The sequence below is a fragment of the Actinomadura craniellae genome, assembly GCF_003289645.1.
In the GTDB taxonomy this organism is placed as follows: Bacteria; Actinomycetota; Actinomycetes; order Streptosporangiales; family Streptosporangiaceae; genus Actinomadura_D; species Actinomadura_D craniellae.
In genome coordinates this window covers 330052-354886 of the sequence record NZ_QLYX01000003.1, presented here as the reverse complement: position 1 = coordinate 354886, position 24835 = coordinate 330052, and the positions used below count along the sequence as shown (strand labels likewise).

Here is a 24835-nt window from a genome sequence, read left to right as displayed (position 1 = left end):
CGGTCGAATATTCGAATATGAGGGGAACGGGCGGATGCGCAAGGCTTTGATCATCGTGGATGTACAGAACGACTTCTGCGAGGGCGGCTCGCTGGCCGTGACCGGGGGCGCGGAGGTGGCCACCGCCATCTCGGCGTACACCGCCGGGCACCGCGGCGAGTACCGGCACATCGTGGCCACCCGCGACTTCCACCTCGACCCCGGAGCGCACTTCTCCGACACGCCCGACTACGCCGACAGCTGGCCGCCGCACTGCGTGGTCGGCACCGAGGGCGCCGACTTCCACCCCAACCTGGCGCTGGGGCCGATCGAGACGGTGTTCAGCAAGGGCCGGAACACCGCCGCCTACAGCGGCTTCGAGGGGGCGGCCGACGACGGCACCCCGCTCGGCGACTGGCTGCGCGGGCGCGGGGTGGACACGGTCGACGTGGTCGGCATCGCCACTGACCACTGCGTGCGGGCCACCGCGCTCGACGCCGCCCGGGCCGGGTTCCGCACCACGGTGCTGCTGGACCTGACGGTCGGGGTGACGCCGGAGACCATCGAGCGGGCCCTCGGCGAGTTCCGCGCCGCCGGCATCGCCCTGACCGGCACTCCGGTGGTCGGGCAGGCCGAAGTCGCCGTGCGCGAGCCGGCCCCGCCCGTCCTGGACTGAGGCCCGCCCGGCCGTGATCACGGCCTTCGAGTGGGTAAGGGGGGTCTCGTGGCAGACGACGACGCGATCCCCGCGCGGATCATCATGGTGATGGGCGTCTCCGGCAGCGGCAAGACCACCATCGGCAAGGGGCTGGCCGAGCGGCTGGGCTGGGAGTACGCCGACGCCGACGAATTCCACCCGCGGGCCAACGTGCTCAAGATGGAGGCGGGCACCCCGCTGACCGACGCCGACCGGATGCCCTGGCTGGCGGCGATCGGCGACTGGATGGACGCCCGGCTGGCCGCCGGGACCCGGGCGGTGGTGAGCTGCTCGGCCCTCAAGCGCGCCTACCGCGACCTGCTGGCCAAGGGCCGGCCCGACGTCCGGATCGTCCACCTCGACGGCGACCGCGCGCTGATCCAGCGGCGCATCACCGCCCGGCACGGGCACTTCTTCCCGCCGTCCATGCTCGACAGCCAGTTCCGCGACCTCGAACCGCCCGAGCCCGACGAGAACGTGGTCAGCGTCCCGATCACGGGAACCCCGGAGGAGACCGTCGAGGCGGCGCTGGCGGGTCTGGCCGGCTGAACCGGCCGGGAGCCCGAGCCGGCGGGAGGTGCTCACCCGCCTCGGCTCCGTCAGTCGCGGCGGCGGGTCGCCCACTCGCGGATCTTGGCGATGCGGCGGCGGATGTCCTCGGCGGAGGCCTGCGCGGCCGGCGGGCCGCCACAGGTGCGGCGCAGTTCGGTGTGGATGACGCCGTGCGGCTGGCCGGTGCGGTGGTTCCAGGCCCCCACCAGGCCGTTCAGTTCCTTGCGCAGGGCGTGCAGGTCCTCGGCGGCGGTGCGCTGCTCCCCGTCACCCGCCTCGGCCCGGTCGGCCCGCGGGTCGCCGGTCTTGGCCCTGCGCTGGGCGGCCATCTGCTCGGCCTGCCGCTTGCGCAGCAGCGCGGTCACCTGGTCGGGCTCCAGCAGCCCGGGGATGCCCAGGAAGTCCTCCTCCTCGACCGAGCCGGGGGCCGCCTGCATGCCGAACTCGCCGCCGTCGTAGAGCACCCGGTCGAACTGGGCGGACGCCTCGACCGTCTCGAACGGCAGCTCCTCCCCCACGTCAGGGCTGTCGTCGCGGCGGTTGGCCTCGGCGATCAGGTCGTCGTCGAGGCCGTCCTCGCGGACCGGCCGGTCGAGCACGTGGTCGCGCTCGGTCTCCATCTCGGCCGCGTGCCCCATCAGTGTCGGTACCGACGGGAGGAAGACCGAAGCGGTCTCGCCGCGCCGCCGGGCCCGGACGAACCGGCCGATCGCCTGGGCGAAGAACAGCGGGGTGCTGGTGCTGGTGGCGTAGACCCCGACGGCCAGCCGGGGGATGTCGACCCCTTCGGAGACCATGCGCACCGCGACCAGCCAGCGCTCGTCCGACTCGCCGAACTGTTTGATCTTCTTGCTCGCGCCGGGGTCGTCGGACAGCACGACGGTCACGCGCTGCCCGGTCAGCTCGCGGATCATCTTGGCGTACGCGCGGGCCGTCTCGTGGTCGCTGGCGATGGCCATCGCCCCCGCGTCGGGCATCGCCCGCCGGACCTCGGTCAGCCGCCGGTCGGCCGCCTTGATCACCTGGCGGATCCAGTCGCCCTTGGGGTCGAGCGCGGCCCGCCAGGCCTGCGCGGTCTGGTCCTGGGTCAGCGGCTGCCCCAGGGTGGCGGTGATCTCGTCGCCGGCCCGAGTGCGCCAGCGCATCTCGCCCGCGTAGGCCAGGAAGATCACCGGCCGGACGACCCCGTCGGCCAGTGCCGGCCCGTACCCGTAGGTGTAGTCGGCCCGGCTGCGCCGGATGCCGTCGGGCCCCTCCTCGTACAGGACGAACGGGATCGGGTTGATGTCGGTGCGGAACGGGGTGCCCGACAGCGACAGCCGCCGCGCGGCCGGCTCGAACGACTCGCGGATCGCATCGCCCCACGAGAGGCCGTCGCCCGCGTGGTGCACCTCGTCGAGGATGACCAGGGTCTTGCGGTTCTCGGTGCGGCCCCGGTGCAACGCGGGGTGCGCGGCCACCTGGGCGTAGGTCACCGCCACCCCGACGAAGTCCTTGCCGACCCGGCCCTGCGAGTTCTTGAACTCCGGGTCGATCTTGATGCCGACCCGGGCGGCGGACTCGGCCCACTGCCGCTTCAGGTGCTCGGTCGGGCAGACCACGGTGATCGCGGCGATCGCGCGCCGGTCGAGCAGTTCGCGGGCGAGCCGCAGCGCGAAGGTCGTCTTGCCGGCGCCGGGCGTCGCGACGGTGAGGAAGTCACGCGGCCCGGCCTCGGTACGGAAGTAGGCCTCCAGCGCCTGCTGCTGCCAGGCGCGCAGCGACGACGCGGTTCCCCAGGCGGCCCGTTCGGGGAAGGCGGGGGGCATGCTCGAAGCGGCGAAGGTACTCACGGTCCTAAGAGGCTACAGAGCCGCACCGACAGGACGTGCGGGGCACACCGGCCTCCGCCGCTTCGCCGCCGCGGCGTGCTAGGCCCGGTACGCCGCCCAGGCGGCCCGGATCGCCCGGCCCTGACCTGCGGTGAACTCCCGCATGCAGACGTCCCAGGAGTAGTCCATGAAGTTGTGCACGGCGTCCATGCCCGGCTCGGGACAGGTGTCCTTGCCCACAGGACAGTTGTTGGTGGCCGTGCGCTGGTACGGCGTGTCGGCCACCCCGTCGCCCGGCGCCTGGCAGCCGTTCTCGAACGTGTGGAACAGGCCGAGCCAGTGCCCGATCTCGTGCACGGCGGTGTGGCCCCGGTTGTAGTTGCGGTACGTCCCGCCCGGCAGGCTGCGGTAGTCGACCACCACCCCGTCGAGGACGGGCATCGCGCTGTACGCCTGCGGGAAGGTCGAGAAGCCGAGCACCGCCGCGCCCACCGCCGCGCTGTACAGGTTGAGGGTGCCGCGCCCGCCGCGGCGCAGCGCCTGCTTCATCTGGCGCTCGTGCTGCTGCGGGCCGCGGAACCAGGCGGGGTTGTCCACCACGGTGAACGAGTCGAGCCGGAACCGCACACCGGTGTCGGCGCCGCCGGCCCGGCCGCCGTAGGCGGCGTTCATCGCCCCGATCTGCCGCTCGACCGTGGCCCGGGGCAGCCGGCCGGCGGACCCGGAGGAGATCGCGTGGAAATGCACCGGGACGGTGATCGCGGCCCGGCGCTCTCCTGACCCGAGCCTGTCGGGGTCGGCGTGGCCGTACCGGCGGATCAGCGTGCGGCGCACGTCCTGGATCATCTCGACCACCCGGGCGCGGCCGAGGTGGTGGTGGTCACGCGGTCCGAAATCCCGTGGCCCGCCGCGCAGGCGGGCCGCGCAGGGCGGGGCGTCGGGGGCCTGGGCCGCCGCCCGTGCCGGGCGCTCTTCGATGTGCCCGGCCCCGGCCAGACACCCCAGGGCCATTGAAAGAACGCAGAACAGAGCGGCTGCGCGCGCCCACCTCATGACCACTCCGAACTGTAGCCGTCCGATCACTGTGCGCACTGATCGTACGGCTACGGGGTCCGGCGTGCACCCGACAAGAGCCGGTCGGTGTTATTCCTCGCCGCCGCCCAGCGGCATGGACTCGTAAATCTCCTTGCACTCCGGGCATACCGGGTACTTCTTGGGGTCCCTGTTCGGCACCCAGACCTTGCCGCACAGGGCGATCACCGGCGTGCCGGTAACGGCGCTTTCGGTGATTTTCGCCTTCTTGACGTAGTGCGCGAAACGCTCATGATCGCCGTCGCCGTGCGAAAGATCCGGCCGGACATCACTCTCGGGAAGAATCTTGGTGCTCACGCGCCCAGCCTAATTCAGCGTCGGGTCGTCCGGAAAAGTGGAGACGAAAGCCAGCTCACCGCCCTGCCGGCGGAGCACGTCCGGCCACAGCCGCTCCGGATCAGCCGCGAAGGCGTCGCCCGGCTCCCCCGGCACCAGGTACCAGGCGCCCTCCTCGATCTCGGCCTGGAGCTGGCCGGCGCCCCAGCCGGCGTACCCCGCGAAGACCCGGAAGCGGAGCACGTCCGCCGCGACCAGCGCCGGCGGCATGTCGAGATCGACCACCCCGATCCGTCCCGCCGCGAAGCCGCCGCCCAGCGCGCGCCAGCCCAGCGGCTCGTCCGCCCCCGGCATCAGCGCCAGCGCCAGCGCGCTGTCGAGCGCCACCGGCCCGCCCTCGAACAGCACCGGCGGCCCGGAGGCCAGCTCGGCCCAGGGCGGCAGCACCTGGTCCACGGAGACATCGGTCGGGCGGTTGAGGATGACGCCGATCGTGCCCTCGGCGGAGTCGTGTTCCATCAGCAGGACGACACTGCGCCGGAAGTTGGGATCGTCCAGCAGCGGAGTCGCCACCAGCAGCCGTCCCACCGCGATCCCGTCGATCCCGTCTTCCATGCCCTCCATGATGCGGCGGGCGGCACCCGCGGGAACACACGCCCCTCCGGCCCGGAGCGCCGCCCCTGGAAACGGTCACGTCCGGATCAGGATCAGTCCATGACCGGAATGGCCATGCACGGCCAAGTAGGTTTGTGCACGATCGGCAGAGGGCACCTCGGCAGCGTGCCCACGCTCCACAGCCCCTTCCGGCCGGGTCGGCCGGCGTGCTGAAACCGGCGGGCTCCTGGATGTACATTCAGCGAAGCCTCCGTCACCGAGCGCCGCAGGGCACCGGCCGGTCCCGTCCACCACCCGGGAACCCGGCGAATACGGCTTGAAATGCGCTCGCCGACGAGCACACTTCAAGTAGCAGCGAGCGGGTCCAGGTAAGAGCGATCTAGGATCTCGGGGTACGCGCCGGACGCGCGCCCCGCCGGGAGGACGCGATGCAGTTGCCCAGGGTCGTCATCGCGGCCGTCTTCTTCGTGATCGGGGCGCTCATCGCGATCCCCGCCCTCACCCGGATGGCCTCGTCGTCGAGCGCCTCGGGCACCCCCAGCCCGAGCCCGTCCGCCGGTCTCACCGGAACGGTCACGCCGACGGCCACCGGCACCCCCCGGCGGACCCGCACTCCCACGCCCACCCCGACCCGGACCACGCCGCGGCCCACGCCCACGCCCACCCCCACCCGGACCCGGGTGGCGCCGCCCCCGGTGCCCCCCACGACCGTCCCCGCCCGGCCGCTCCAGGTCAGCATCGGCGCGGTGCGCTGCCCCGGCCGCATGGTCGCGGTGACGGTCCGCAACATCGGCCCCCGGACCGAGGACTACGCCATCGAGCAGAACGGCTCGGCCACCATCGCCGACCGGATCGCGCCGGGCGCCTCCCGCACCCGCCAGGTCGAGCTGACCGAGGGCCGCGCCACCAACATCACCGTCACCTGGAAGAACGCGCCCGTGCGCTCGGCCGGCCGGACCGCGAACTGCGCCGGCGACGACCCCGCGCCGCCGCCCGGGAACGACCCGCCCGAGGACCGGCTGCCGCACACCGGCCCCGAGGACGGCGTGCTGACGGCCCGGATCGCGACCGGCGTGGCGGCCATGATCACTGGCGGGATCATCCTGTGGTGGGGTGGCCTGTGGCCGCGCCGCCGGGAGCGGATCTTCCAGAAGGACTGACGGTCAGGCGCCCGCGACCTCGCGGACCGCGGCGGCCACCGCCTGCGTCACGTCCGGGTGGAAGACGCTCGGCACGATGTAGTTCGGGCCCAGCTCCTCGTCCGTCACCACGGCGGACAGCGCCCGCGCGGCGGCGAGCATCATGTCGCGGCTGACCCCGTCGGCCTGGGCGTCGAGCAGACCGCGGAACACCCCGGGGAAGGCCAGCACGTTGTTGATCTGGTTGGGGTAGTCGCTGCGCCCGGTCGCCACCACCGCGGCGTGCTCGCGGGCCTGGTCGGGCGAGACCTCGGGCTCGGGGTTGGCCAGCGCGAACACGATCGCGTCGTCGTTCATCGCCGCGACGTCGTCGCCGGTGAGGATGCCCGGCGCCGAGACGCCGATGAACACGTCGGCGCCCTTCACCGCGCCCTTGAGGTCGCCCGCGTAGTTGTCGGCGTTGGTGTGCTCGGCGATCCAGCGCAGCGAGTCGTCGAGGTCGTCGCGCCCCCGGTGCACCGCGCCGTGGTAGTCGCAGACCACGACCTGCTCGGCGCCCGCGTGCATCAGCAGCTTGAGGATGGCGGTGCCGGCCGCCCCGGCGCCGGCCATCGCGATGCGCACCGCGCCGAGGTCCTTACCGACCACCCGCAGCGCGTTGGTGAGCGCGGCGAGCACGCAGATCGCGGTGCCGTGCTGGTCGTCGTGGAAGACCGGGATGTCGAGCAGTTCGCGCAGCCGGGCCTCCACCTCGAAGCAGCGAGGTGCGGAGATGTCCTCCAGGTTGATGCCGCCGAACGCGGGGGCGATGATCTGGACCGTCCGGACGATCTCGTCGGTGTCCTGGGTGTCGAGGCAGATCGGCCAGGCGTCGATGTCGGCGAACCGTTTGAACAGCGCGGCCTTGCCCTCCATGACCGGCAGCGCCGCCTCCGGGCCGATGTTGCCCAGCCCCAGCACCGCCGACCCGTCGGTGACGACCGCCACGCTGTTGCGCTTGACCGTCAGCCTGCGGACGTCCTCGCGGTTGCGGGCGATGGCCAGCGAGACCCGGGCCACACCCGGGGTGTAGGCCATGGAGAGCTCGTCCCGGGTGCGCAGCGGCACCTTCGACTTCATCTCGATCTTGCCGCCGAGGTGCATCAGGAACGTACGGTCGCTGACCTTGTGGATCTTGAGATCCTCGATCGCGTCGAGCGCGGTGACGATCTCCTCGGCGTGCTCGGTGTCGCGGGTGGCGATCGTCACGTCGATGCGCAGCGTCTCGTGACCGGCGGTGGTGACGTCGAGGGCGGTGACGATGCCACCGGCGCTCTCGACCTCGTGGGTGATCTGGCTTACCGCCTTGCCGCCTGCCGGAACCTCCAGCCGAACGGTGATCGAGTACGACACGCTGGGCGCGGTCACGTCACTTGCCTCTCTTGCTCGGGACGCGTCATCGCTCCACCGGCCGCCGGCATGGCGGTGAGCGGTGGATGCGGACATTCTGCGAAATGGACATACGAGCCGGATGCCGCCGGTGGCTCCTGCGGCGCGTCCGGTCGACCGCGCGCCGTGGGCTCGACCGGCCCCTGCGGGCCGGGAGTCTCATACCGCCGGGCAGGGAGGGGGATGCCCGGCACGGGCCGCGCGGACGCGGTCGCCTCACCGAGCATACGCCGCGCCCCCGCCATTCGTTCCCGAACGCCACGAGAGCGACGTCCGGGCCGCCCAGGTGCGGGCGGCCCGGTACGGGCTAGAAGAGCGCGGAGCTGAGCGCCCGGCGCGCCTTGCCGACCCGCGGGTCGTCGGCCGGCAGCACGTCCAGCAGCTTCAGCAGGTGCAGCCGGGCGGCGTCGCGCTCCTCGCCGGCGGTGCGCCGCACGGTGGCGACCAGCCGCTCGAAGGCGTCCTCGATCCGGCCGGAGACCATCTCGACGTCGGCGGCGCGGATCTGTGCGGCGGCGTCGCCCGGCTCCGCGGCGGCGTCGCTCAGCGCCTGCTCGGGGTCGAGGGCGCGGGCCCGGGTGCTCAGCTCGACCAGCGCCAGGCCGCGCTTGGCCTGGGCGTCCCGCGGCCGCTGGGCGATGATCGCGCGGAACGCGGTCGCGGCGGCGTCGAGGTCGCCCCGCTGCAACGCGGCCTCAGCCTCGGCGTAGACGGGGTCGGCCGGCGGCCCGGCGGGCGCGCCCTCCTCGGCGGGCTCGGGGCCGCCCTCGGGCAGCAGGCCCTCCTGCTCCAGCGTGGCGAAGAGCTGGTCGATGGCCTGGCGGACCTGCGGCTCGGGTGCGGCGCCGTTCATGAACGGCAGCAGCTGCCCGCCGATGACGGCCGCGACGAACGGGATGCCGCGCACCCCCATCTGCTGCATGTACGCGGCGAGCTGCGGGTTGGCGTCGACGTCGACCTTGGCGAGGACCCACTTCCCGGCCGCCTCGGTGGCCAGCTTCTCCAGGATCGGGCCGAGCTGCTTGCAGGGCCCGCACCACTCGGCCCAGAAGTCCACGAGCACGGGCACGGTCTGCGACCGCTCGACGACCTCGCGGTTGAAGGTCTCGTCGGTGACGTCGACCACGTACACGTCGCCGCCACCACCGCCGCCGCTGCCGTTCCCGGGCGCCTGGGCCTGGGCCTGGCGTTCCTGCTTCCTCTTGGCGGCCGTCTGGCGAGCCCCGAGATCGATCGCTCCGTGCAGCGAGAAGTCCGGTGAAGGCATGTCCCCATCCTGCCCCATAAGAGGCGCGCTCCGTCTCCCGACCACTCCACTCCTGTCCGGCCCCGCGACGGCGGCCACCGGGCCCCGTCCGGTACGGAAGGCGACACACGGGGCGGCGCGGGGTGTCACCGTCCCTAGTGGACGGATGACGACCATTCAATAAATACCCTCATTTCCCGTAGCGGCAATCAAGATTCGATCACGGCGCAACACAAAAAGAGAGCTGACAGCCCTCGCCAAGGGTGGTTATAGTTCATGGGTCGCCACGTGTTGCGACAGCAAAGGGGCCGCTGCCCCGAGACCCGCCAGAAACGGCGGAGGCTCAGCGGGCCGGACCGACACGAGGGAAATTCCGTCACGAGATCGCCCTCCGGTCGCCGTCATCCATGACGAAATCACGGGAGGGTGTGGATGATCGTGGAGAACTCCACGGTCGTGGCCCGGGGCCTGGCCGTCCGGCGTGCCGGACGCTGGTTGCTACGGCCGGCGACGTTCGGGGTGCGGGCCGGAGTGGTCGGCCTGGCCGGCCCGGCGAAGACCGGCAAGTCCACCCTGCTGGCCACGCTCGCCACGCTGCGCCGCCCACACTCCGGATCACTCGAAATACTCGGATTCGACATCGGCGACAATACGAGCCTGCGCTCCATAAGAGCTCGGATCGGATTCCTTCCCGAACATTTCTCCTGGGCCGCCAATCTCACGGTGGGCCAGTTCGTCGCTTATGCGGCCTACTACAAATGCGTGCCGGGCGACCGGGTGCGCGCGGTCCTGGAACGGATGGAACTCGCCGACACCACCTCCATGGAGTTGTCGCTGCTGCCGCCCGACGTCCGGCTGCGCGTCGGGCTCGCCGCGACCTGCGTGCACGGCCCCGACCTGGTGCTGCTGGACGAGCCGCTGGCCGGGCTCGACGAGCGGGCCACGGCCGAGATCACGGCGCTGCTCCCGACGCTGGCGCCCACCGTGCTCGTCACCGCCGAGGACTCCGCCGCGCTCGGCCGGTGCGACCAGTTGTTCACCGTGACCCGCGGCCGGCTGGTCGAGACCTCCAGAGCCCCCGACGCCGCCTGCGCCGGAGGCCGCGACCGTGTCTGACCTGGGACGGGTGCTCCGGGCCGACGCCCGGCGGACCGCCCTGGTGTTCGCGGTGCCCATCCTCGCCCTGGCGGGCGTGGCCACCGCCTGGCAGGCCACGCTGGCCGGGCTGCCCGGCGTCGCGTACTGGGACAACACCGTGGTCGCGCTGGCCTCCGCGGTACGCCTGCTCGGCCCGTGCGCCGCGGCCCTGGCCGCCTGGGTGGCCGTCCGCGAGCACCGGCTCGACTACCTGCGCGGGCTCACCCCGCGTTCCCCCGCCATCGGGCCGCTGCTGGACCTGATGCTGCTCACCGGGGTGGCGCTGGCCGCCTACGGCGTCGTGGCCCTGGTGACCGTCTGCGACACGCTGCTGCGTGAGGGGGCCGGCCGGCCGCACCCGCTGGGCATCGTGGCGGGGGCCGCCGCGCTGGCCCCGCACGTGGTCCTCGGCTACCTCTGCGGACGGATCGCCCCGTTCCCGATGGTCGTCCTGCCCGTCGCCGGGGCCGCGGGGCTGTGGACGGCGCTGCGCGGCGGCGGCTGGTGGAGCCTGCTGCCGCCCGCCGCGATCCGGCCGGTCGAGCTCTTCACCGGGCTGCGCACCCGGGTGCTCGCCGACCAGACGCTCTGGGCGCTGGGCCTGGCCGCGACGCTGACGCTGGCGTACGTCTGGACGCTCACCCGGCGCCGGACGCTCGCCGTCCCGCTCGCCGTGGCGGTGGCCGTCACCGCGATCAGCACCGTGCGGCTGGAGGCGTCCGGCGGCAGCGCGGTGGTCCCCGCCCCCATCGACCACGTCTGCCGCGAATGGCCGCTGACCGTGTGCGTGCACCCGGCGCTGCGGCCGGCCCTGCCCGCGCTCGACGCGGCCATGACCCCGCTGGCCGCCCGGCTCGCCGGCACCCCCGGGGCGTTCTCCCGGGTCGAGCAGCGACCGGTGGGCGAACCCGCCCGGATCTGGCGCGGGGTGGCCTACATCCGCGTCCCGGACCTGTCCCCCGGATTCGAGTGGCGGGCCGTCCGGGAACTGCGCGCCTCGCTGATCGACGCGCAGTCCTGCGCCGAACCGCACCGGCGGCACGGTGCCGCCTACCGCGGGCTGGTCGACGCCTGGCTGCTCGACGAGCGGGCGCCGGAGATGTTCGACGCCGAGACCGCCCGCCGCTTCGGCTCCTGGAGCGAGCGGGAACGCCGGCTGTGGCTGCGCCTCAACTACGCCGACTACCGCCGGTGCACCCTGGTCCGGCAGAGCTTCGGCGGCTGAGCGCCCCTCGGCTCAGGCTGTGCCGATGCCGTCCGCACCTCACCCGTTCGCTACGCGGACCACTCGTCCCTCGGGCCCACTCCGCTCACTCCCTCGGCTCAGACGGTCTCAGGGGCGCGGGCGGGGGTGGGGGTGCCGCGGAGCCAGTGCCGCTCGACGAAGTACGGGGCGACGGGGAGGACGGCGGCGACCAGGGCGAGTACGGTGCGGCCGCCGGTCCAGGCGAGCTGCGGGCGGGCCAGGACGACCAGGGCGACGTACGCGAGGAACAGCACCCCGTGGATCGGGCCCAGCACCGTCACGCCCAGCTCGAACTCGGCGGTCCGCTTGAGCACGCTGGCCACGAGCAGCAGCAGGAAGGACGTCGCCTCGGCGATCGAGATGATCCGGAGAATACGCACGGTGTCCACGCCGCCAACGTATCGGCCCCTCCGGGGAACCCTCATCCGGGGTGGTCGGACGAGGGCGGCGTATCACATCCCCGCCCAGTAAGGTAAAGCGGGGTTTCTGGGGGAATGCTCGTGCCATGACACGCCCCGAGACATCAGGCACCGACGACAAGCGGGCCGAACGCGAACTGACGACGGACCGGGTCGACCGGCGGCGCGGGCTGCGCAACTCCCTGCTGCTCGCGGTCGCGGTGGTCGCGATCGTGCTGGGGGCCCAGGCGCTGAACCTGGTGCCGGGCTGGATGAACCCCTTCGGAGTCGAGACCAAGGACCGCAGCGGCCCGGTCGTGCTCAAGTCGATCCGCGACCTGGCGCGCTTCGAGGCCGCCAGCGGCAACTTCCAGGTGATCGTGGACCTGGAGAAGGACGCCAAGTTCCTCCCCGACGCGGTGCGCGGGCAGCGCACCCTCTTCGTGGGCAACGGCTCGGTCGACGCCTACGTCGACTTCTCCAAGCTGTCCTCCGGCGCCGTCACGGTCAACGCGGACCGCACCGTCGCCACCATCAAGCTCCCCCGCGCCCAGCTCGAACCGGCCAACCTCGACCAGAAGCGCAGCTACGTCTTCGCCACCCAGCGCGGGCTGTTCAACCGGCTGGGGGACGCGCTGAGCAGCAACCCGGCCGACCAGCAGCAGCTCTACGTCCTCGCCCAGCAGAAGATCACGGCCGCGGCGAACGAGAGCGGGCTGCGCCAGCGCGCCGACCAGAACACCAAGCTCATGCTGGAGAACCTGCTGAAGTCGCTCGGCTTCACGACCGTCACGGTGACCGTCACCAACGCGCAGTGAGCCGCCGGCCCCGGGTCGCCGCCCGGGGCCGGGAGAACTTCTCCGTCAGGAAGGAACGCGGAGGATCAGTGCGTCGCCCTGGCCGCCGCCGCCGCACAGCCCGGCCGCGCCGAGGCCGCCGCCGCGCCGCTTGAGCTCGTGCGCCAGGTGCAGCACGATGCGGGCCCCGGACATGCCGACCGGGTGACCCAGCGCGATCGCGCCGCCGTTGACGTTCACCTGCTCCGGGCTCACGCCCAGCTCGCGCATCGACTGGACGCCGACCGAGGCGAACGCCTCGTTGATCTCCACCAGGTCGAGGTCGCCGACGTCCAGGCCCTGCTTGCCCAGCGCGTGCTTGATGGCGTTGGCCGGCTGGGAGTGCAGCGAGTTGTCGGGGCCCGCCACGTTGCCGTGCGCACCGATCTCGGCCAGCCAGGTCAGCCCCAGCTCCTCGGCCTTCGCCTTGGACATCACGACCACGGCGGCGGCGCCGTCGGAGAGCTGTGAGGACGACCCGGCGGTGATGCTGCCCTCCGCGCCGAACGCCGGGCGCAGCCTGGCCAGCGTCTCGACGGTGGTGTCGCCCCGGACGCCCTCGTCGGCGGCGAACGCCACCGGGTCACCCTTACGCTGCGGGATCTCCACAGGCACGATCTCGTCGTCGAACACGCCGTTCTTGATCGCCTCGGCGGCGCGCTGGTGGGAGCGGGCCGCGAACTCGTCCTGCTCGGCCCGGGTGAGGCCCAGCTTCGCGTTGTGCCGGTCGGTCGACTCGCCCATCGAGAGCTGGTCGAAGACGTCGGTGAGGGCGTCGTAGGCCAGGTGGTCGAGCACCTCGATCGACCCGTACTTGTAGCCGGTGCGCGCGTTGGGCAGCAGGTGCGGGGCGTTGGTCATCGACTCCATGCCGCCGGCCACCACGATGTCGAACTCGCCCGCCCGGATGAGCTGGTCGGCCAGCGCGATGGCGTCCAGCCCGGAGAGGCAGACCTTGTTGATCGTGATCGACGGGACGCTCATCGGGATGCCGCCCTTGACCGCCGCCTGCCGGGACGGGATCTGGCCGGCGCCCGCCTGGAGCACCTGACCCATGATCACGTAATCCACCTGGTCACCGGCGACGCCGGCCCGCTCCAGCGCCGCCTTGATCGCCAGTCCGCCGAGGTCGACTGCGCTGAAGTCCTTGAGTGAGCCGAGCAACCGCCCGATGGGGGTCCTGGCTCCTGCGACGATCACGGATTCGGGCATGACTGGCCCCTCCCACAAAGTACGGCGGCGTCGTTTGTCACCATACCTAGGACAAAGCACTCGCCTTCCGGGAGGGCCGGGCCTCATGCTCACGCGCATCGACCACATCGGGATCGCCTGCCACGACCTCGACGCGACCGTCGAGTTCTACCGGCGGACGTACGGCTTCACCGAGGTCCACATCGAGGTGAACGAGGAGCAGGGCGTCCGGGAGGCCATGCTCAAGGTCAACGACGCCGGGGACGGCGGGACGACCTCGATCCAGCTGCTGGAGCCGATCCGCGACGACTCCCCGATCGCCAAGTTCCTGGCCCGCAGCGGCGAGGGCGTGCACCACATCGCCTTCGGCACCGACGGTGACGTGCAGGAGGAGGCCGACGGCATCGCCGGCCAGGGCGTCCGGGTGCTGTACGACAGCCCGCGGCGCGGCTCGATGGGCTCCCGCATCACCTTCTTGCACCCCAAGGACTGCCATGGCGTCCTGACGGAGCTCGTCCAGGCCGCCGAGGCCGGCGAAAGGGTCAGCGAAGGGTGAGGTCGATGGTCCCCATGGCCGGGATGTACAGCGACAGGGACTTCTGCCCGGTGTCGCCGGGCAGCGGGAAGTAGGCGAAGCCGTACCGCGGCCAGCCGTTGAGGGTTTCGCCGGCGCCGTAGCCGTCCTTGGCCTGCCAGCCCGCACCGCTGGTGATGACCTCGAGCTGCTGCCCGGCCTTCTTGTCCAGCAGGACTCCCCGGTACCTGGTCTGGCCGTAGCTGGTACTGCCGTTGAAGATCGCCGAGTAGCGGAGCTCGGTGCTCTGCGCCGAGTTGACCAGCCGGGTGTAGTAGCCGACCCGGAGCGTTCTGCCCTCCCGGGCGAACTCGGTGACGTCGATCCGGACGGTCCAGCGGCCGCCCTGGTTCTCGATGTCGCGCTGGGTGGAGAACAGCGGCCGGACCGGCAGGTCGGCGGCCTGGGCGGCGGCCGCCGGGGCGGGGGCGGCGAGCGGCTGCGCGATCACGTACTCGGAGCCGGGGGGCGGAGGTTGTGCCGCCGGCGGCCGGTAGGCGATCACCACTCGGCGGTTCTGCGCCCGCGCGGTCTCGGTGGCCTCCTTGACCCGGGGCTCGGTCTCGCCCTTGCCCTCGGCGACCAGGGTGATCCCGGTGTTGGCGAGCAGCGGTTGCAGCGCGGAGCGGACCGCCTCGGCCCGTTCCCGGGAGAGCCGGAGGTTGTCGGCGTCGGCGCCCACGTCGTCGGTGTGGCCGACCACCTGAGCCTGGCCGCTGACCCCGGACTTGCGCAGCTTGTCCGCCACGTCCTGGAGGCTCGCCTGCGCCCCGCCGGTCAGTTCGGCGCTGCCGCTTTTGAACAGGACGTCCGAGGAGAGCGAGTAGCCGCTGCGGCCGCCGCTCTCCTGGGTGTCCTCGACGGCGACGTAGGGCTTGCGGAGTTCCTGGAGCGTGTAGCCCTCGGGCTTGCCGGTGATCGGGAGCGGGCTGCCGCTCACCGCCGCCCCGGGCGTCCGGGCGGCGCCGGGCACCGGCCAGGTCGGGCTGGGCGTGGGCGTCGGCTCGGCGTGCGCCGGAGCCCCGGTCGCCGGCCCGGTCACCAGCACGGTTACCAGCCCTGCCGCCAGGACGAGGGGCGCGAGCGCGGGGCGCCTCAAGAGACCTTCACCCCCGGGATCGGGCCCACCTTGGGGATGACCACCGTCAGCCGGTCGGGTTCGGCGGGCGGGACGGGGAAGTCGACGTACAGCAGGGTCGGCGTGTCGAGGGGGTACTTGCCCAGGCCCGATGAGCACGCGCAGCCGTCCTTGCCGACGACCATGGGCTGGTAGGCGCGCAGGCCCTCGGTGTCGACCAGGCCGACCCCGCCGGCGTTGCCGTTGTTGAACGAGCCGCCGAACGCGTCGGCGGGGAACTCGTCATTGTTGCCCTTGGCCCGCGGGATCACCGCGAACACCAGCCGCAGCGCCTTGTCGTACTTGCGCAGCGACAGGATGTCGACGTGGACCTCGTAGCCGCCCCACAGCCGGTCGACGGCGGTGACGGCGCCCTTCACGTTGCCCTTGGCATCGGTTTCGATCTTGGGCAGGGCGCCCCCGCCGGGGTCCTCGCCGCCGAACAGCGAGCATCCGGTCAGGAGCAGGCCGGCCAGGAGGAGCGATCCTGTTCGCAGGGCGCGGCGCATGGGGGTTCTCCAGGTTTGTCCGGACATGAGGAAGACCCTAGCGAGGCCCCCGGTCGGGCGCGTCGCACTGTGATACGGCACAATGACCTGATTGTGACGTGATCGAAATCACCTGGTCACGGAGCGGATAGATCACCACCTCCAACTGCCTGTTCGTGGGGTTCTGACGGTTTCGCCAGATGGTCGAAGAGTCCGCTTCCGGCCTTGCTGACACCCGGACAAATCCGACAAAACACGCAGTGCGTTCAGATGAGCCCCCAACAAGGCAGTGGCGGGAGTACGCTGCTTTCGCCGGAAGAGGTCTGGGGCCGTCAACGTCCGATCAGGCCGGTCTACCGGTCCCGGAGTCACCCCGTAGCCCTCGTCACAGCCAGGATTGAGCCACATGCAGTCCGACATCGACGCCCAGCTCAGCAACTTCTTCGAAGAGACGCCCCCGCGCGAGTTCGACGTGGTGCTTCGCGGTTACGACCGGCACCAGGTCGACGAGCAGATCAAGCAGCTCGAGAACGAGGTCCGGCAAACTCGCGAGCAGACCCAGGCTCTGCAGCGCGAGCTGTCCGACGCTCACCGGCAGCTTCAGGAGCAGGAGCGCCCGACCTATTCCGGCCTCGGCGCCCGCATCGAACAGCTCCTGCGGCTCGCCGAGGAGCAGGCCACCGAGCTCGTCCAGGCCGCCCGGTCCGAAGCCAACGAGATCAAGGCCGCCGCCAAGGTCGACGCCGCCGAACTCCGCGCCACGGTGGAGAACGAGGCGGCCGAGCTCCGCGCCACCGCCCAGCGCGAGGGCGACGACATGCGCAACGCGGCCGAGCGGGAGGCCGAGGAGGTCCGCACCTCCGCCCGCCGCGAGGCCGACGAGCTGACCTCCACCACCGAGCGCGAGGTCGCCAAGCTCCGCGCCACCGCCGACCACGAGGTCGCCGAGAAGCGCGCCTCCGCCGAGCGCGAGATCGCCAAGCTCCGCACGACCACCGAGCGCGAGGTCGCCCAGCTGCGCGCCTCGACCAAGCGCGAGCGCGACGAGATCCTCACCACCGCCAAGCGGCAGGCCGACGAGATGCGGGCCCAGGCCCAGCGCATCCTGGAGGAGAGCGAGGCCCAGCGCGCCCAGGCCGAGGCCGAGTTCGAGATCCAGCTCGCCGCCCGTCGCGAGGAGGCCGACCGGCAGGACGCCGAGCGGCACGCCGCGGCCCAGGCCGCCACGCAGAAGCTCGTCGCCGAGGCCGAGCAGCGTGCGGCCTCCGCCGAGCAGCGGGCCGCCAAGGCGACCCAGCAGGCCGAGCAGACCCGGCGCGAGGCCGACTCGCACGCCAAGCAGCTCATGGCCAACGCCCGGAAGAACTCCGACCAGGTCATCGCCGAGGCGAAGTCGCAGGCCGAGCAGTTGCTGGCCGAGACCAAGGCCGAGGCCGAGCGCATCCGCACCGCCGCGCAGCGCCAGGTCGACGAGCTCACCCGCCAGCGCGACGGCATCACCAGCCACCTCAACCAGCTGCGCCAGCTCATCGGTGGTGTGTCGCCGATGATGCCGGAGCCCGAGGCGGTCTCCGCTCCGGCCGAGAAGCCGGCCCTGTCCGCGCCGGAGCCCAAGCCCGCCCCCGCACCGGCCCGCCAGCCCGCCGCCGCCAAGGCCAAGGCCGCCCCGCCCGCCGCCAAGCCGAAGAAGGACGACGACGAAGACTGGTGGCAGGAGTGACCTGGGACTGAACTCCGCCGGTCCGGAGACGACCTTCCGTCCCCGGACCGGCGTCGGTCCGCATGGCCCTGAAGCCTAGGGGGAAAGTCCCTCTAGGCTTTTCGGCGTCCACGGCAACGTGCGGCGATCCATTTCGACGAGGAGAACGGCGTGCCCAACGACACCCCCCACGAGAGCAACCTCGGCGCGCCGCCCACCGAACCGCCCGCCGAGGACGCCCCCACCGGCACCGGGGAGGGCGAGCGCGTACCGACCGTCGACAACCCCGCGGTGGTCCAGACGCCACCGGACGAGGAACCCGCCGAGGAGGACCCGCCGGTCACCGCCACGGACCCCGTCCCGGTCGCCCACGACGTCTCCCCCACCGTGGCCCCGGCGAAGCCCGCCGCCCCGCCGGTGGAGACCCTGCACGCCCCCGACCCACTGGAGGACCTGGAGCAGCGCAAGCGGGAGGCGGGGGCCGACAAGATGTCCCCCTTCGGCCGCCCGGGCCAGCCGCTGGGCAAGGCCCACCCGTTCGTCTTCGGCTTCATCGGGGCGCTCGGCGTGTTCACCGCCTGGATGCTGATCCAGGCCATCACCAGCGCCCGCCAGGTGATCGTGCTGATCGTGGTGGCGATGTTCCTGGCCATCGGGCTCAACCCGGCGGTCGAGGCGCTGCAGCGCACCCGGCTGTCCCGGCGGGCCTCGGTGGGCGTGGTGTTCGTCGGGGTGATCCTGGTGTTCGTCGGCTTCGGCTCGGCGATCGTGCCGCCGCTCACCCACCAGATCACCGAGTTCATCGACGAGGTGCCCACCTACATCGCCCAGTTGCAGCGCAACGAGAGCATCCGGGAGTTCGACCAGCGGTACGAGGTGCTGAAGAAGGCCCAGGAGGCGGTGGCCAGCCCGGACTTCGGGCAGACCGCGCTGGACGGCATCGTCGGGGTGGGCCGGCGGGTGGTCAGCGGTCTCTTCAGCGTCTTCACCGTGCTGATCCTGACCCTGTACTTCCTGGCCTCGCTGCCCACGATCAAGACCTTCTTCTACCGGCTCGCGCCGCGCTCCCGGCGGGCCCGGGTGGCGCTGCTCGGCGACGAGGTCCTGCTCCGGATCGGCGGCTACGTGGCCGGCACGATCACGGTGGCGACGATCGCCGGGACCGTGGCGTACGTCTTCATGCTGATCATGGACATCCCGTTCGCGCTGCCGCTCGCCCTGTTCGTCGGGCTCACCGCACTGATACCGCTGGTCGGCGCGACGATCGGCGCGATCCTGGTCTGCACGGTGGCGTTCTTCCAGGGACCGGCCGTCGGGATCATCTGCGTGATCTTCTTCCTGCTCTACCAGCAGGTGGAGAACTACTTCATCCATCCGCGGGTGATGAAACGGGCGGTCGACGTCCAGCCCGCCGTCACGATCATCGCCGCGCTGCTGGGCGGCGCACTGCTGGGCATCGTCGGCGCGCTGCTCGCGATCCCCACCGCCGCCGCGATCGCCCTCATCGTCCGCGAGGTCGTCGTCCCGCGCCAGGAGACCCTTTAGCGCGCGGTGCGGGCCAGCGCCGAGACGAACTCGGCGACGGCCTGGTTGAACAGGTCGGGCTGCTCGATCGCCGACAGGTGCCCGGCCCGGGGGATCACCATCAGTTCGGCGTTGGGCAGGGCCTCGGTCATGGCCCGGGCGTCGTCCTCGGTGGTCAGCCGGTCCTCGTCGCCGACCAGCACCAGGGCCGGCACCCGGGTGTCGCGCAGCGTCCCGAACGCGTCGGGCCGGGCCGCCATCGCCCGCTGCGCCCAGGCCGCCGCCCCGGCCGGGGTGGCCTGCATCAGCCCGCGCACCCGCCCGTAGACCAGCGCCCGCTGCCGGAAGGTGGTGGGGCCGAGCAGGTTGGGCAGCCCCTCGTCCACCAGGACCCGCACAGACCGCTCGGCCTCCATCACCTCGGCCTGGCGCAGCCGGTTGCGCCGCGCCTCCTCGGTGTCGGCGCTCGCCTTGGTGTCGGCCAGGACCAGCCCGAGCAGCCGGTCGGGGTGCCGGCGGGCCAGCGCCATGGCCACGTACCCGCCCATGGAGAGCCCGCCGACCACGGCCCGGGCGATGCCCTGGCGGCGCATCAGCAGCGCCACGTCGTCGGCCATCGCGTCGATGGACGGCTCGTCGGCGCCCAGCAGGGAACCACCGAAACCGCGCAGGTCGGGGGTGACGATCCGGAACCGCCCGGCCAGCCCTTCACGCTGCGCCAGCCACATCGCGGAGGAGAGGGGGAAGGCGTGCAGCAGCACGAGTGGCGTTCCGCCTCCGACGTCCCTGGCATACAACTGCACGCTCATGCTGGGCCGGACCTCCTCGGTCGCCCCCGGACATTAACCGCTGATTGCCGCGCCCGTCATCCCCCGGTGCCCGAACCGCGGGCGAAGTGGCCGCGATCGGCCGCCGGTGTTTACGCGTCGGGTGACTCCGTGGGCAACGGATGCGCCGCCGGGGCGACCCGCCGGACGATCTCGTTCAGCACGATGCGCACGTAGGGTTCGCCGACCCACAGGTGCTTGGCCCCGTCCACCGCCACCACCTCGGCCTGCGGGATCCGCTTGAACCGCGCGCGCGCCTCGGCGGGCCGCAGGTAGTCGTCGTGCTCGGGCACCAGGGCCACCACCGGACGGCCGTCGGCCCCCCACGCGTCGAGGTCGGCGTCGGACGCCCGGTGCAGCGGCGGGGACAGCAACAGCAACCCCGCCACCAGCGGGTCGCGCCCCCACTTCAGTGCGAGTTCGGTGCCGAACGACCAGCCGAGCAGCCAGGGGCGGGGCAGGTCGTGGTACTCGACGTACTCCAGCGCCGCCGCCACGTCGTACCGCTCGGTCTCGCCCCCGCCGAACTCGCCCTGGCTGGTGCCGCGGGCCGAGGACGTCCCCCGGGTGTTGAAGCGCAGCACCGCCACGTCGGCCAGCGCGGGCAGCCGGTAGGAGGCCTTGCGCAGCACGTGGCTGTCCATCATGCCCTCGGCGGTGGGCAGCGGGTGCAGGCAGACCAGGGTCGCCGCCGGCGGGCGGCCGTCGGGCGGCAGCGCCAGTTCGCCGACCAGTTCCAGCCCGTCCGTGGTGTGCAGGATGATCTCTTCGCGCCGTGCCGGCAGCACCGTGCTCGCCCGGATGTCGCCCATGCCCGTCCTCTCTGTGCCGGTCAGAACCGGCGTCCGGTGGGACCCCGCCGGGTCCGGGCCCGCCAGCAGGGCTGGTGCCAGTGCCTGCGGTCCTCGATGCTGCCGACGTCGGCGGGCCAGGCCACCAGGTGGCCCGTGCCCGGGGGGATCTCCTGGTCACAGCCGGGGCAGCGGTACGCCTTGACCGCGCTCGCCCCGGAGACGACCCGGACGATCCACTCGCCGTCCGGGCCGTCCTCGGTCCGCTCAAGCCATGCGCCGCCACCCGGAGGGCGTTCGTCGGGACCGCCGTCGCGGCGGTTCCTGCGGGGGCTCATGGTTTCCAGGGTAAGGGCGGTGATCAGCGCAGCGGCCGGTCCGCGACGACGTGCTCGGTCAGCAGCGGGACGGGGGCCAGCGCGGGCTCCCGGGTCTGGGCGTACAGGGCGTCCAGCACCGCCACCGCCCGGTCGAGACCCAGCCGGTCCAGTTCGGCGATCGGCCCGGCGGGGTAGCCGCAGCCGAGCGTCATGGCGGCGTCGATCGAGTCGGCGCCGGCGTAGCCGGAGCCGAGCATCCCGGCCGCGTCGTTGAGGTAGGGGAAGCGCAGCGCGTCGACGATGAAGCCGGCCCGGTCGCGGCAGCGCACCGGGGTCAGGCCGAGCCGTCCGGCCAGGGCCGCGGCGCGCTCGGCCACCTCCGGGGCGGTCAGCACGGTGGCGGCCAGTTCCACCAGCCGGCCGCCGGGCTCGGCGAAGTGCAGGCCGACCACGTCGGCGGGCCGGTCGGTGGCCGTGGCCAGCTCGATCACCGGGGTGGTGGAGGTGGTGGTGGCGAGCACCGCGCCCGCCTTGACGACGTCGTCGACCGCGGCGAACAGCGAGCGCTTGACCGAGACGTCCTCGGCCACCGCCTCGACGACCAGGTCGCAGTCGGCCAGCAGGGCCAGGTCCTGGCCGCCGTCGACCCGGGCCAGCGCGGCGGCGCGCTCGGCGCCCGCGAGGTCGGCGAGCGCGGCCTCCAGCGCGGACCGGACGCCCCGCGCCCGCTCGGCGTCACCGGCCACGAACCGCACCTCGCTACCGGCGCGGGCGGCCGCGGCGACGATCGAGGCGGCCAGCGGGCCGGAGCCGACCACGCCGACCAGCGGCTGCTCGACGGTGCTCTCCGGCTCCCGGGCCGGCTCGGCCTCGCCGTAGGAGTAGAAGCCGCGGCCGGTCTTGCGGCCGAGCAGCCCGGCGGTGACGAGTTCCCGCAGCACGGGGGCGGCGGCGTGCCGCCGGTCACGCGACTCGCGGTAGACGGCCTCCAGCACCTCCAGGCAGGTGTCCAGGCCGATCAGGTCCATCAGGGTGAGCGGGCCCATCGGCAGGCCACCGCCCAGGCGCATCGCGGTGTCGATGTCCTCGCGGGTGGCGTGCCCGTCGGCGTACATGTTCGCGGCCTGGTTGAGGTAGCCGAACAGCAGCCGGTTGGCGACGAACCCGGCCCGGTCGCCGACGACCACCGGGGTCTTGCCGAGGCCCGCCACCAGGTCGGCCACCCGGCCCACGTGGCCCGGCCCGGTGAGCACCGTGCCGATCACCTCGACGAGCCGCATCACCGGGGCGGGGTTGAAGAAGTGCACCCCGACGATCTGTTCCGGCCGGCCGGTGGAGACCGCGATCTCGGTGACCGACAGGGAGGAGGTGTTGGTGGCGAGCACGGCGTCGGCGCGGCAAACCTTGTCGAGTTCGGCGAAGACGCGGCGCTTGAGTTCCAGCCGTTCGGGGACTGCCTCGATCACCAGGTCGCAGCCGGCGAGGTCCGCGAAGGCGGTGGTGAGGGCGACCCGGTCGAGGATCTCGCGCCGCCCCTCCTCGGTGAGCCGGCCCCGGCCGACCGCGCGGCCGGTGGATTTCTCCAGGTGGCCGCGGCCCCGGGTCAGCGCCGCATCGTCGATCTCGACGCCCACCACGGGCAGGCCGCCCCGGGCCAGCACTTCGGCGATCCCGGCACCCATGGTGCCCAGTCCCACGACTCCGATCTTGCTGAAACTCATGGTCGCAGTCTCCCAAAGGGGCGCCCCGCTGGTACGACTGGGGCGTGCGCTTCGGAGTCTTCCTGCTCGCGGCCCGGTACCCCGGCCAGTCCGACGACGCGGCGCTGGCCCGCACGGTCGAGGCGGCCGTGCTCGCGGAGCGGGCGGGGTTCGACTCCGCCTGGCTGGCCGAGCACCACTTCATGTCCTACGGGGTGTGCCCGTCCGCGACGACGCTGGCCGGGTACGTGCTGGGGGCGACCACCCGGCTGCGGGTGGGCACGGCGGTCAGCGTGCTGCCGGTCCGGCATCCGGTGGCGCTCGCCGAGCAGGCGGCGCTGCTCGCCTCGGTCTCCGGCGGCCGGTTCACGCTGGGGGTGGGCCGCGGCGGCCCCTGGGTGGACCTGGAGGTCTTCGGCACCGGGCTCGGGCGGTACGAGTCCGGCTTCGCCGAGTCGCTGGACCTGCTGCTCGCCTGGCTGGGCTCGGCGCGGGTCGGCTGGTCCGGGCCGACGTTCGAGTTCCGCGAGGTGCCGGTGGTGCCCCGGCCCGCGCAGCCGCCCCCGGTCGTCGTCGCCTGCACCTCCCCCGCCACCGAGGCGCTGGCCGCAGCCCGCGGCCTGCCCATGCTCCTGGGCATGCATGTCGGCGACACGGAACGGGCGGACGCCGTCGCCCGCTACGGCGGGCCCGGCCCCGGGCACGTGTCCGCGCACCTGGCGCAGGTGGCCGGCAGCCGGGCCGCGGCGGTGGACCTGCTGATGCGCGAGATGCCGCGGTGGCTGGGGCCGGGGCTGGACGGATACGTGCCGATCGACGGGCGGGCCCGGGAGCGGCGCGACCCGGTGGCCTACACCCGGCGGCTGTGCGACCTGCACCCGGTGGGCTCGCCGGACGACTGCGTCGAGTCGCTGGTCACGACCGCACGGCGCACGGGCGTCCGGGAGGTGATCCTGCTGGTCGAGGCGGCCGGCTCGCACGAACGCACCCTGGAGAACATCACCCGGCTGGGCGCCGAGGTGCTGCCGCGCGTCCGCGCCGCCGTCCCCGGCTGAAGGGACGGCGGCACGGGAGCTCAGCAGTCGCGGAACTCGGGCGACTGGTTGAGGATCTGGGACCGCGGCGAGACGAAACGCCGGTACGACTCGGTGTCCCCGGTCGGGAAGACGGCGAGCCGGTGGCAGTTCTGGAAGGCGAGCTTGATGCCGAAGTGCCGTTCCAGCGTTCCCCGCATGGCGTCGCTGGCCAGGACCCGCAGCAGTTGGCCCCGGGCCTGCTCGTCCGGGGGCGGGGTCTGGTTGTCGGCGAAGTCACCGCCGTCCACCTGGAGGCGCGCCACCAGTTCGGTGATCATCCCCCAGGCGTAGGGGAGGGACTCGCGGATGCATTCGACGAACGCGGCGTCGTCGATGTCGCCCCGCTCCGCCTGCTCCAGCAGTTGGGGGGAAACGTCGAGGGACATAGGGGGATTCCTTTCACTGGCTGTGCTGAGCACCCACCACCTGCGACGCTAATCAGCCGACCCTGAGAATTCCAGACCTTGACAATCATTCCCACTCGCGTAGGGTCCCGCCGCTAGTCGACGCGGCGGGCCATCAGGACGTCGTCGACGTAGCTCCCCTCGATGTGGAACTCGGCGGAGAGCACCCCCTCCACCACGAAGCCCGCCGACTCGTACAGCCGGCGGGCCGAGGTGTTGCCCGACAGCACCCGCAGGGTGACCCGCCAGGCGCCCTGGCGGGCGGCCTCGGCGCACGCCGCCTCCAGCAGCGCCCGCCCGACACCCCGCCCCTGCTCGGCCGGGTCGACGGCCAGGCCCTGGATCTGCCGGACGTGGGCGCCGCTGGGATAGGGCGTCGGCTGCACCAGCCGCACGTAACCGATCACCTTGCGCCGGGTCGCCACCAGGAACTGGTCGGGTGAGTGATTCGGCCCGAAGAAGCGGGCCCCCGGGCGGGGCCGGGGCATCACCGAGCCCTCGGGCGCCCACGTCCGCAGATCGAGGTCGGCCAGCGCCTTCTCGTCCGCCGACACGCCCCGCCGGATCCTGAAGTCGTGCACGACAGGAGTCTGCCACCGGGCTCAGAACCGGGGGAACCTCCGGTTCCCCCCCCGGGGCGCTCGAAACCGCGGGCGCAACGGTCGTACCCGT

The 24835-nt window shown here is 72.7% G+C and carries 26 protein-coding genes; 10 read left to right on the top strand and 16 right to left on the bottom strand.

Annotated features, from left to right (window positions below; translation table 11 throughout):
* Positions 1 to 34: 34 nt before the first annotated feature.
* Entirely contained in the window at positions 35 to 655 is a 621-nt protein-coding gene (locus DPM19_RS08465) for a nicotinamidase (RefSeq protein WP_111864447.1), read from the top strand.
* Between the two features lie 48 nt (positions 656 to 703).
* Complete coding sequence (locus DPM19_RS08460; RefSeq protein WP_233509974.1) at positions 704 to 1225, top strand: gluconokinase; 522 nt, start codon at positions 704 to 706, stop codon at positions 1223 to 1225.
* Positions 1226 to 1275: 50 nt separating this feature from the next.
* On the opposite strand, the gene DPM19_RS08455 is transcribed toward DPM19_RS08460, so the two are convergent.
* The 4 genes from DPM19_RS08455 to DPM19_RS08440 all read right to left on the bottom strand — a co-directional run bounded on the left by DPM19_RS08455 (position 1276) and on the right by DPM19_RS08440 (position 5022).
* Positions 1276 to 3036 carry a DEAD/DEAH box helicase gene (locus DPM19_RS08455; RefSeq protein WP_111864444.1) on the bottom strand — a complete coding sequence of 587 codons (1761 nt, stop codon included), beginning with the start codon at positions 3034 to 3036 and terminating at the stop codon, positions 1276 to 1278.
* A 102-nt stretch (positions 3037 to 3138) separates the two neighbouring features.
* Positions 3139 to 4050 (bottom strand): zinc metalloprotease, encoded by a 912-nt coding sequence (locus DPM19_RS08450; protein WP_199484929.1) that lies wholly within the window; start codon positions 4048 to 4050, stop codon positions 3139 to 3141.
* A 132-nt stretch (positions 4051 to 4182) separates the two neighbouring features.
* A complete protein-coding gene (locus DPM19_RS08445) occupies positions 4183 to 4428 on the bottom strand; it encodes a DUF3039 domain-containing protein (RefSeq protein ID WP_111864441.1) in 246 nt (81 codons plus the stop codon).
* 9 nt (positions 4429 to 4437) lie between these two features.
* Complete coding sequence (locus tag DPM19_RS08440) at positions 4438 to 5022, bottom strand: YqgE/AlgH family protein (protein WP_111864438.1); 585 nt, start codon at positions 5020 to 5022, stop codon at positions 4438 to 4440.
* A gap of 428 nt (positions 5023 to 5450) precedes the next feature.
* Here DPM19_RS08440 and DPM19_RS34770 point away from each other — a divergent pair, with 428 nt between their 5' ends.
* A complete protein-coding gene (locus DPM19_RS34770) occupies positions 5451 to 6182 on the top strand; it encodes a hypothetical protein (protein WP_146778773.1) in 732 nt (243 codons plus the stop codon).
* A 3-nt stretch (positions 6183 to 6185) separates the two neighbouring features.
* On the opposite strand, the gene DPM19_RS08425 is transcribed toward DPM19_RS34770, so the two are convergent.
* Both DPM19_RS08425 and DPM19_RS08420 read right to left on the bottom strand, forming a co-directional pair.
* A complete protein-coding gene (locus DPM19_RS08425; RefSeq protein WP_111864429.1) occupies positions 6186 to 7568 on the bottom strand; it encodes an NAD-dependent malic enzyme in 1383 nt (460 codons plus the stop codon).
* A gap of 328 nt (positions 7569 to 7896) precedes the next feature.
* Positions 7897 to 8856, bottom strand: a complete 960-nt coding sequence (locus tag DPM19_RS08420; protein WP_111864426.1) for a tetratricopeptide repeat protein — start codon at positions 8854 to 8856, stop codon at positions 7897 to 7899.
* Between the two features lie 411 nt (positions 8857 to 9267).
* On the opposite strand from DPM19_RS08420, the gene DPM19_RS08415 reads away from it, so the two are divergent.
* Together DPM19_RS08415 and DPM19_RS08410 are read left to right on the top strand one after the other, a co-directional pair.
* The gene (locus tag DPM19_RS08415) at positions 9268 to 9951 is read left to right on the top strand and encodes an ATP-binding cassette domain-containing protein (protein WP_111865039.1); all 684 of its coding nucleotides are present in this window, start codon (positions 9268 to 9270) and stop codon (positions 9949 to 9951) included.
* The gene (locus DPM19_RS08410) at positions 9944 to 11197 is read left to right on the top strand and encodes a hypothetical protein (RefSeq protein WP_111864423.1); all 1254 of its coding nucleotides are present in this window, start codon (positions 9944 to 9946) and stop codon (positions 11195 to 11197) included. Before DPM19_RS08415 ends, DPM19_RS08410 begins: the two co-directional genes overlap by 8 nt.
* A gap of 98 nt (positions 11198 to 11295) precedes the next feature.
* Here the strand turns inward: DPM19_RS08410 and DPM19_RS08405 are convergent, their stop codons facing one another.
* Positions 11296 to 11607, bottom strand: a complete 312-nt coding sequence (locus DPM19_RS08405; RefSeq protein WP_199484928.1) for a DUF3817 domain-containing protein — start codon at positions 11605 to 11607, stop codon at positions 11296 to 11298.
* Positions 11608 to 11723: 116 nt separating this feature from the next.
* Here DPM19_RS08405 and DPM19_RS08400 point away from each other — a divergent pair, with 116 nt between their 5' ends.
* Positions 11724 to 12434 (top strand): DUF4230 domain-containing protein, encoded by a 711-nt coding sequence (locus DPM19_RS08400; protein WP_111864417.1) that lies wholly within the window; start codon positions 11724 to 11726, stop codon positions 12432 to 12434.
* 45 nt (positions 12435 to 12479) lie between these two features.
* Here DPM19_RS08400 and DPM19_RS08395 read toward each other — a convergent pair whose 3' ends face one another.
* Positions 12480 to 13664: an acetyl-CoA C-acetyltransferase gene (locus DPM19_RS08395; RefSeq protein ID WP_199484927.1), complete on the bottom strand. Its 1185-nt coding sequence runs from the start codon at positions 13662 to 13664 to the stop codon at positions 12480 to 12482.
* A gap of 85 nt (positions 13665 to 13749) precedes the next feature.
* Between DPM19_RS08395 and mce the strand changes: the two genes are divergently transcribed.
* Entirely contained in the window at positions 13750 to 14199 is a 450-nt protein-coding gene (mce, locus tag DPM19_RS08390; RefSeq protein WP_111864415.1) for a methylmalonyl-CoA epimerase, read from the top strand.
* On the opposite strand, the gene DPM19_RS08385 is transcribed toward mce, so the two are convergent.
* Positions 14186 to 15316, bottom strand: a complete 1131-nt coding sequence (locus DPM19_RS08385) for an OmpA family protein (protein WP_146778772.1) — start codon at positions 15314 to 15316, stop codon at positions 14186 to 14188. The genes mce and DPM19_RS08385 overlap by 14 nt on opposite strands.
* Positions 15313 to 15870: a hypothetical protein gene (locus DPM19_RS34765; RefSeq protein WP_146778771.1), complete on the bottom strand. Its 558-nt coding sequence runs from the start codon at positions 15868 to 15870 to the stop codon at positions 15313 to 15315. Before DPM19_RS34765 ends, DPM19_RS08385 begins: the two co-directional genes overlap by 4 nt.
* 358 nt (positions 15871 to 16228) lie before the next feature.
* Here DPM19_RS34765 and DPM19_RS08380 point away from each other — a divergent pair, with 358 nt between their 5' ends.
* A complete protein-coding gene (locus DPM19_RS08380; RefSeq protein ID WP_111864410.1) occupies positions 16229 to 17542 on the top strand; it encodes a DivIVA domain-containing protein in 1314 nt (437 codons plus the stop codon).
* A gap of 150 nt (positions 17543 to 17692) precedes the next feature.
* On the top strand, positions 17693 to 19066 hold the full coding sequence (locus DPM19_RS08375; RefSeq protein ID WP_233509973.1) for an AI-2E family transporter: 1374 nt from the start codon (positions 17693 to 17695) through the stop codon (positions 19064 to 19066).
* Here DPM19_RS08375 and DPM19_RS08370 read toward each other — a convergent pair.
* The 4 genes from DPM19_RS08370 to DPM19_RS08355 all read right to left on the bottom strand — a co-directional run bounded on the left by DPM19_RS08370 (position 19063) and on the right by DPM19_RS08355 (position 22704).
* Complete coding sequence (locus DPM19_RS08370; RefSeq protein WP_111864407.1) at positions 19063 to 19854, bottom strand: alpha/beta fold hydrolase; 792 nt, start codon at positions 19852 to 19854, stop codon at positions 19063 to 19065. The genes DPM19_RS08375 and DPM19_RS08370 overlap by 4 nt on opposite strands.
* 110 nt (positions 19855 to 19964) lie before the next feature.
* A complete protein-coding gene (locus DPM19_RS08365; RefSeq protein WP_111864404.1) occupies positions 19965 to 20684 on the bottom strand; it encodes an alpha/beta hydrolase in 720 nt (239 codons plus the stop codon).
* A 20-nt stretch (positions 20685 to 20704) separates the two neighbouring features.
* On the bottom strand, positions 20705 to 21001 hold the full coding sequence (locus tag DPM19_RS08360; protein WP_111864402.1) for a hypothetical protein: 297 nt from the start codon (positions 20999 to 21001) through the stop codon (positions 20705 to 20707).
* A gap of 23 nt (positions 21002 to 21024) precedes the next feature.
* The gene (locus tag DPM19_RS08355; protein ID WP_111864399.1) at positions 21025 to 22704 is read right to left on the bottom strand and encodes a 3-hydroxyacyl-CoA dehydrogenase family protein; all 1680 of its coding nucleotides are present in this window, start codon (positions 22702 to 22704) and stop codon (positions 21025 to 21027) included.
* Between the two features lie 44 nt (positions 22705 to 22748).
* Here DPM19_RS08355 and DPM19_RS08350 point away from each other — a divergent pair, with 44 nt between their 5' ends.
* Positions 22749 to 23738, top strand: coding sequence for an LLM class flavin-dependent oxidoreductase (locus DPM19_RS08350; RefSeq protein ID WP_111864396.1), 990 nt, complete (start codon positions 22749 to 22751; stop codon positions 23736 to 23738).
* A gap of 20 nt (positions 23739 to 23758) precedes the next feature.
* Here DPM19_RS08350 and DPM19_RS08345 read toward each other — a convergent pair whose 3' ends face one another.
* Together DPM19_RS08345 and DPM19_RS08340 are read right to left on the bottom strand one after the other, a co-directional pair.
* Positions 23759 to 24145, bottom strand: coding sequence for an SCO5389 family protein (locus DPM19_RS08345; protein ID WP_111864393.1), 387 nt, complete (start codon positions 24143 to 24145; stop codon positions 23759 to 23761).
* A gap of 113 nt (positions 24146 to 24258) precedes the next feature.
* The gene (locus DPM19_RS08340; RefSeq protein ID WP_233509972.1) at positions 24259 to 24744 is read right to left on the bottom strand and encodes a GNAT family N-acetyltransferase; all 486 of its coding nucleotides are present in this window, start codon (positions 24742 to 24744) and stop codon (positions 24259 to 24261) included.
* Positions 24745 to 24835: the final 91 nt, after the last annotated feature.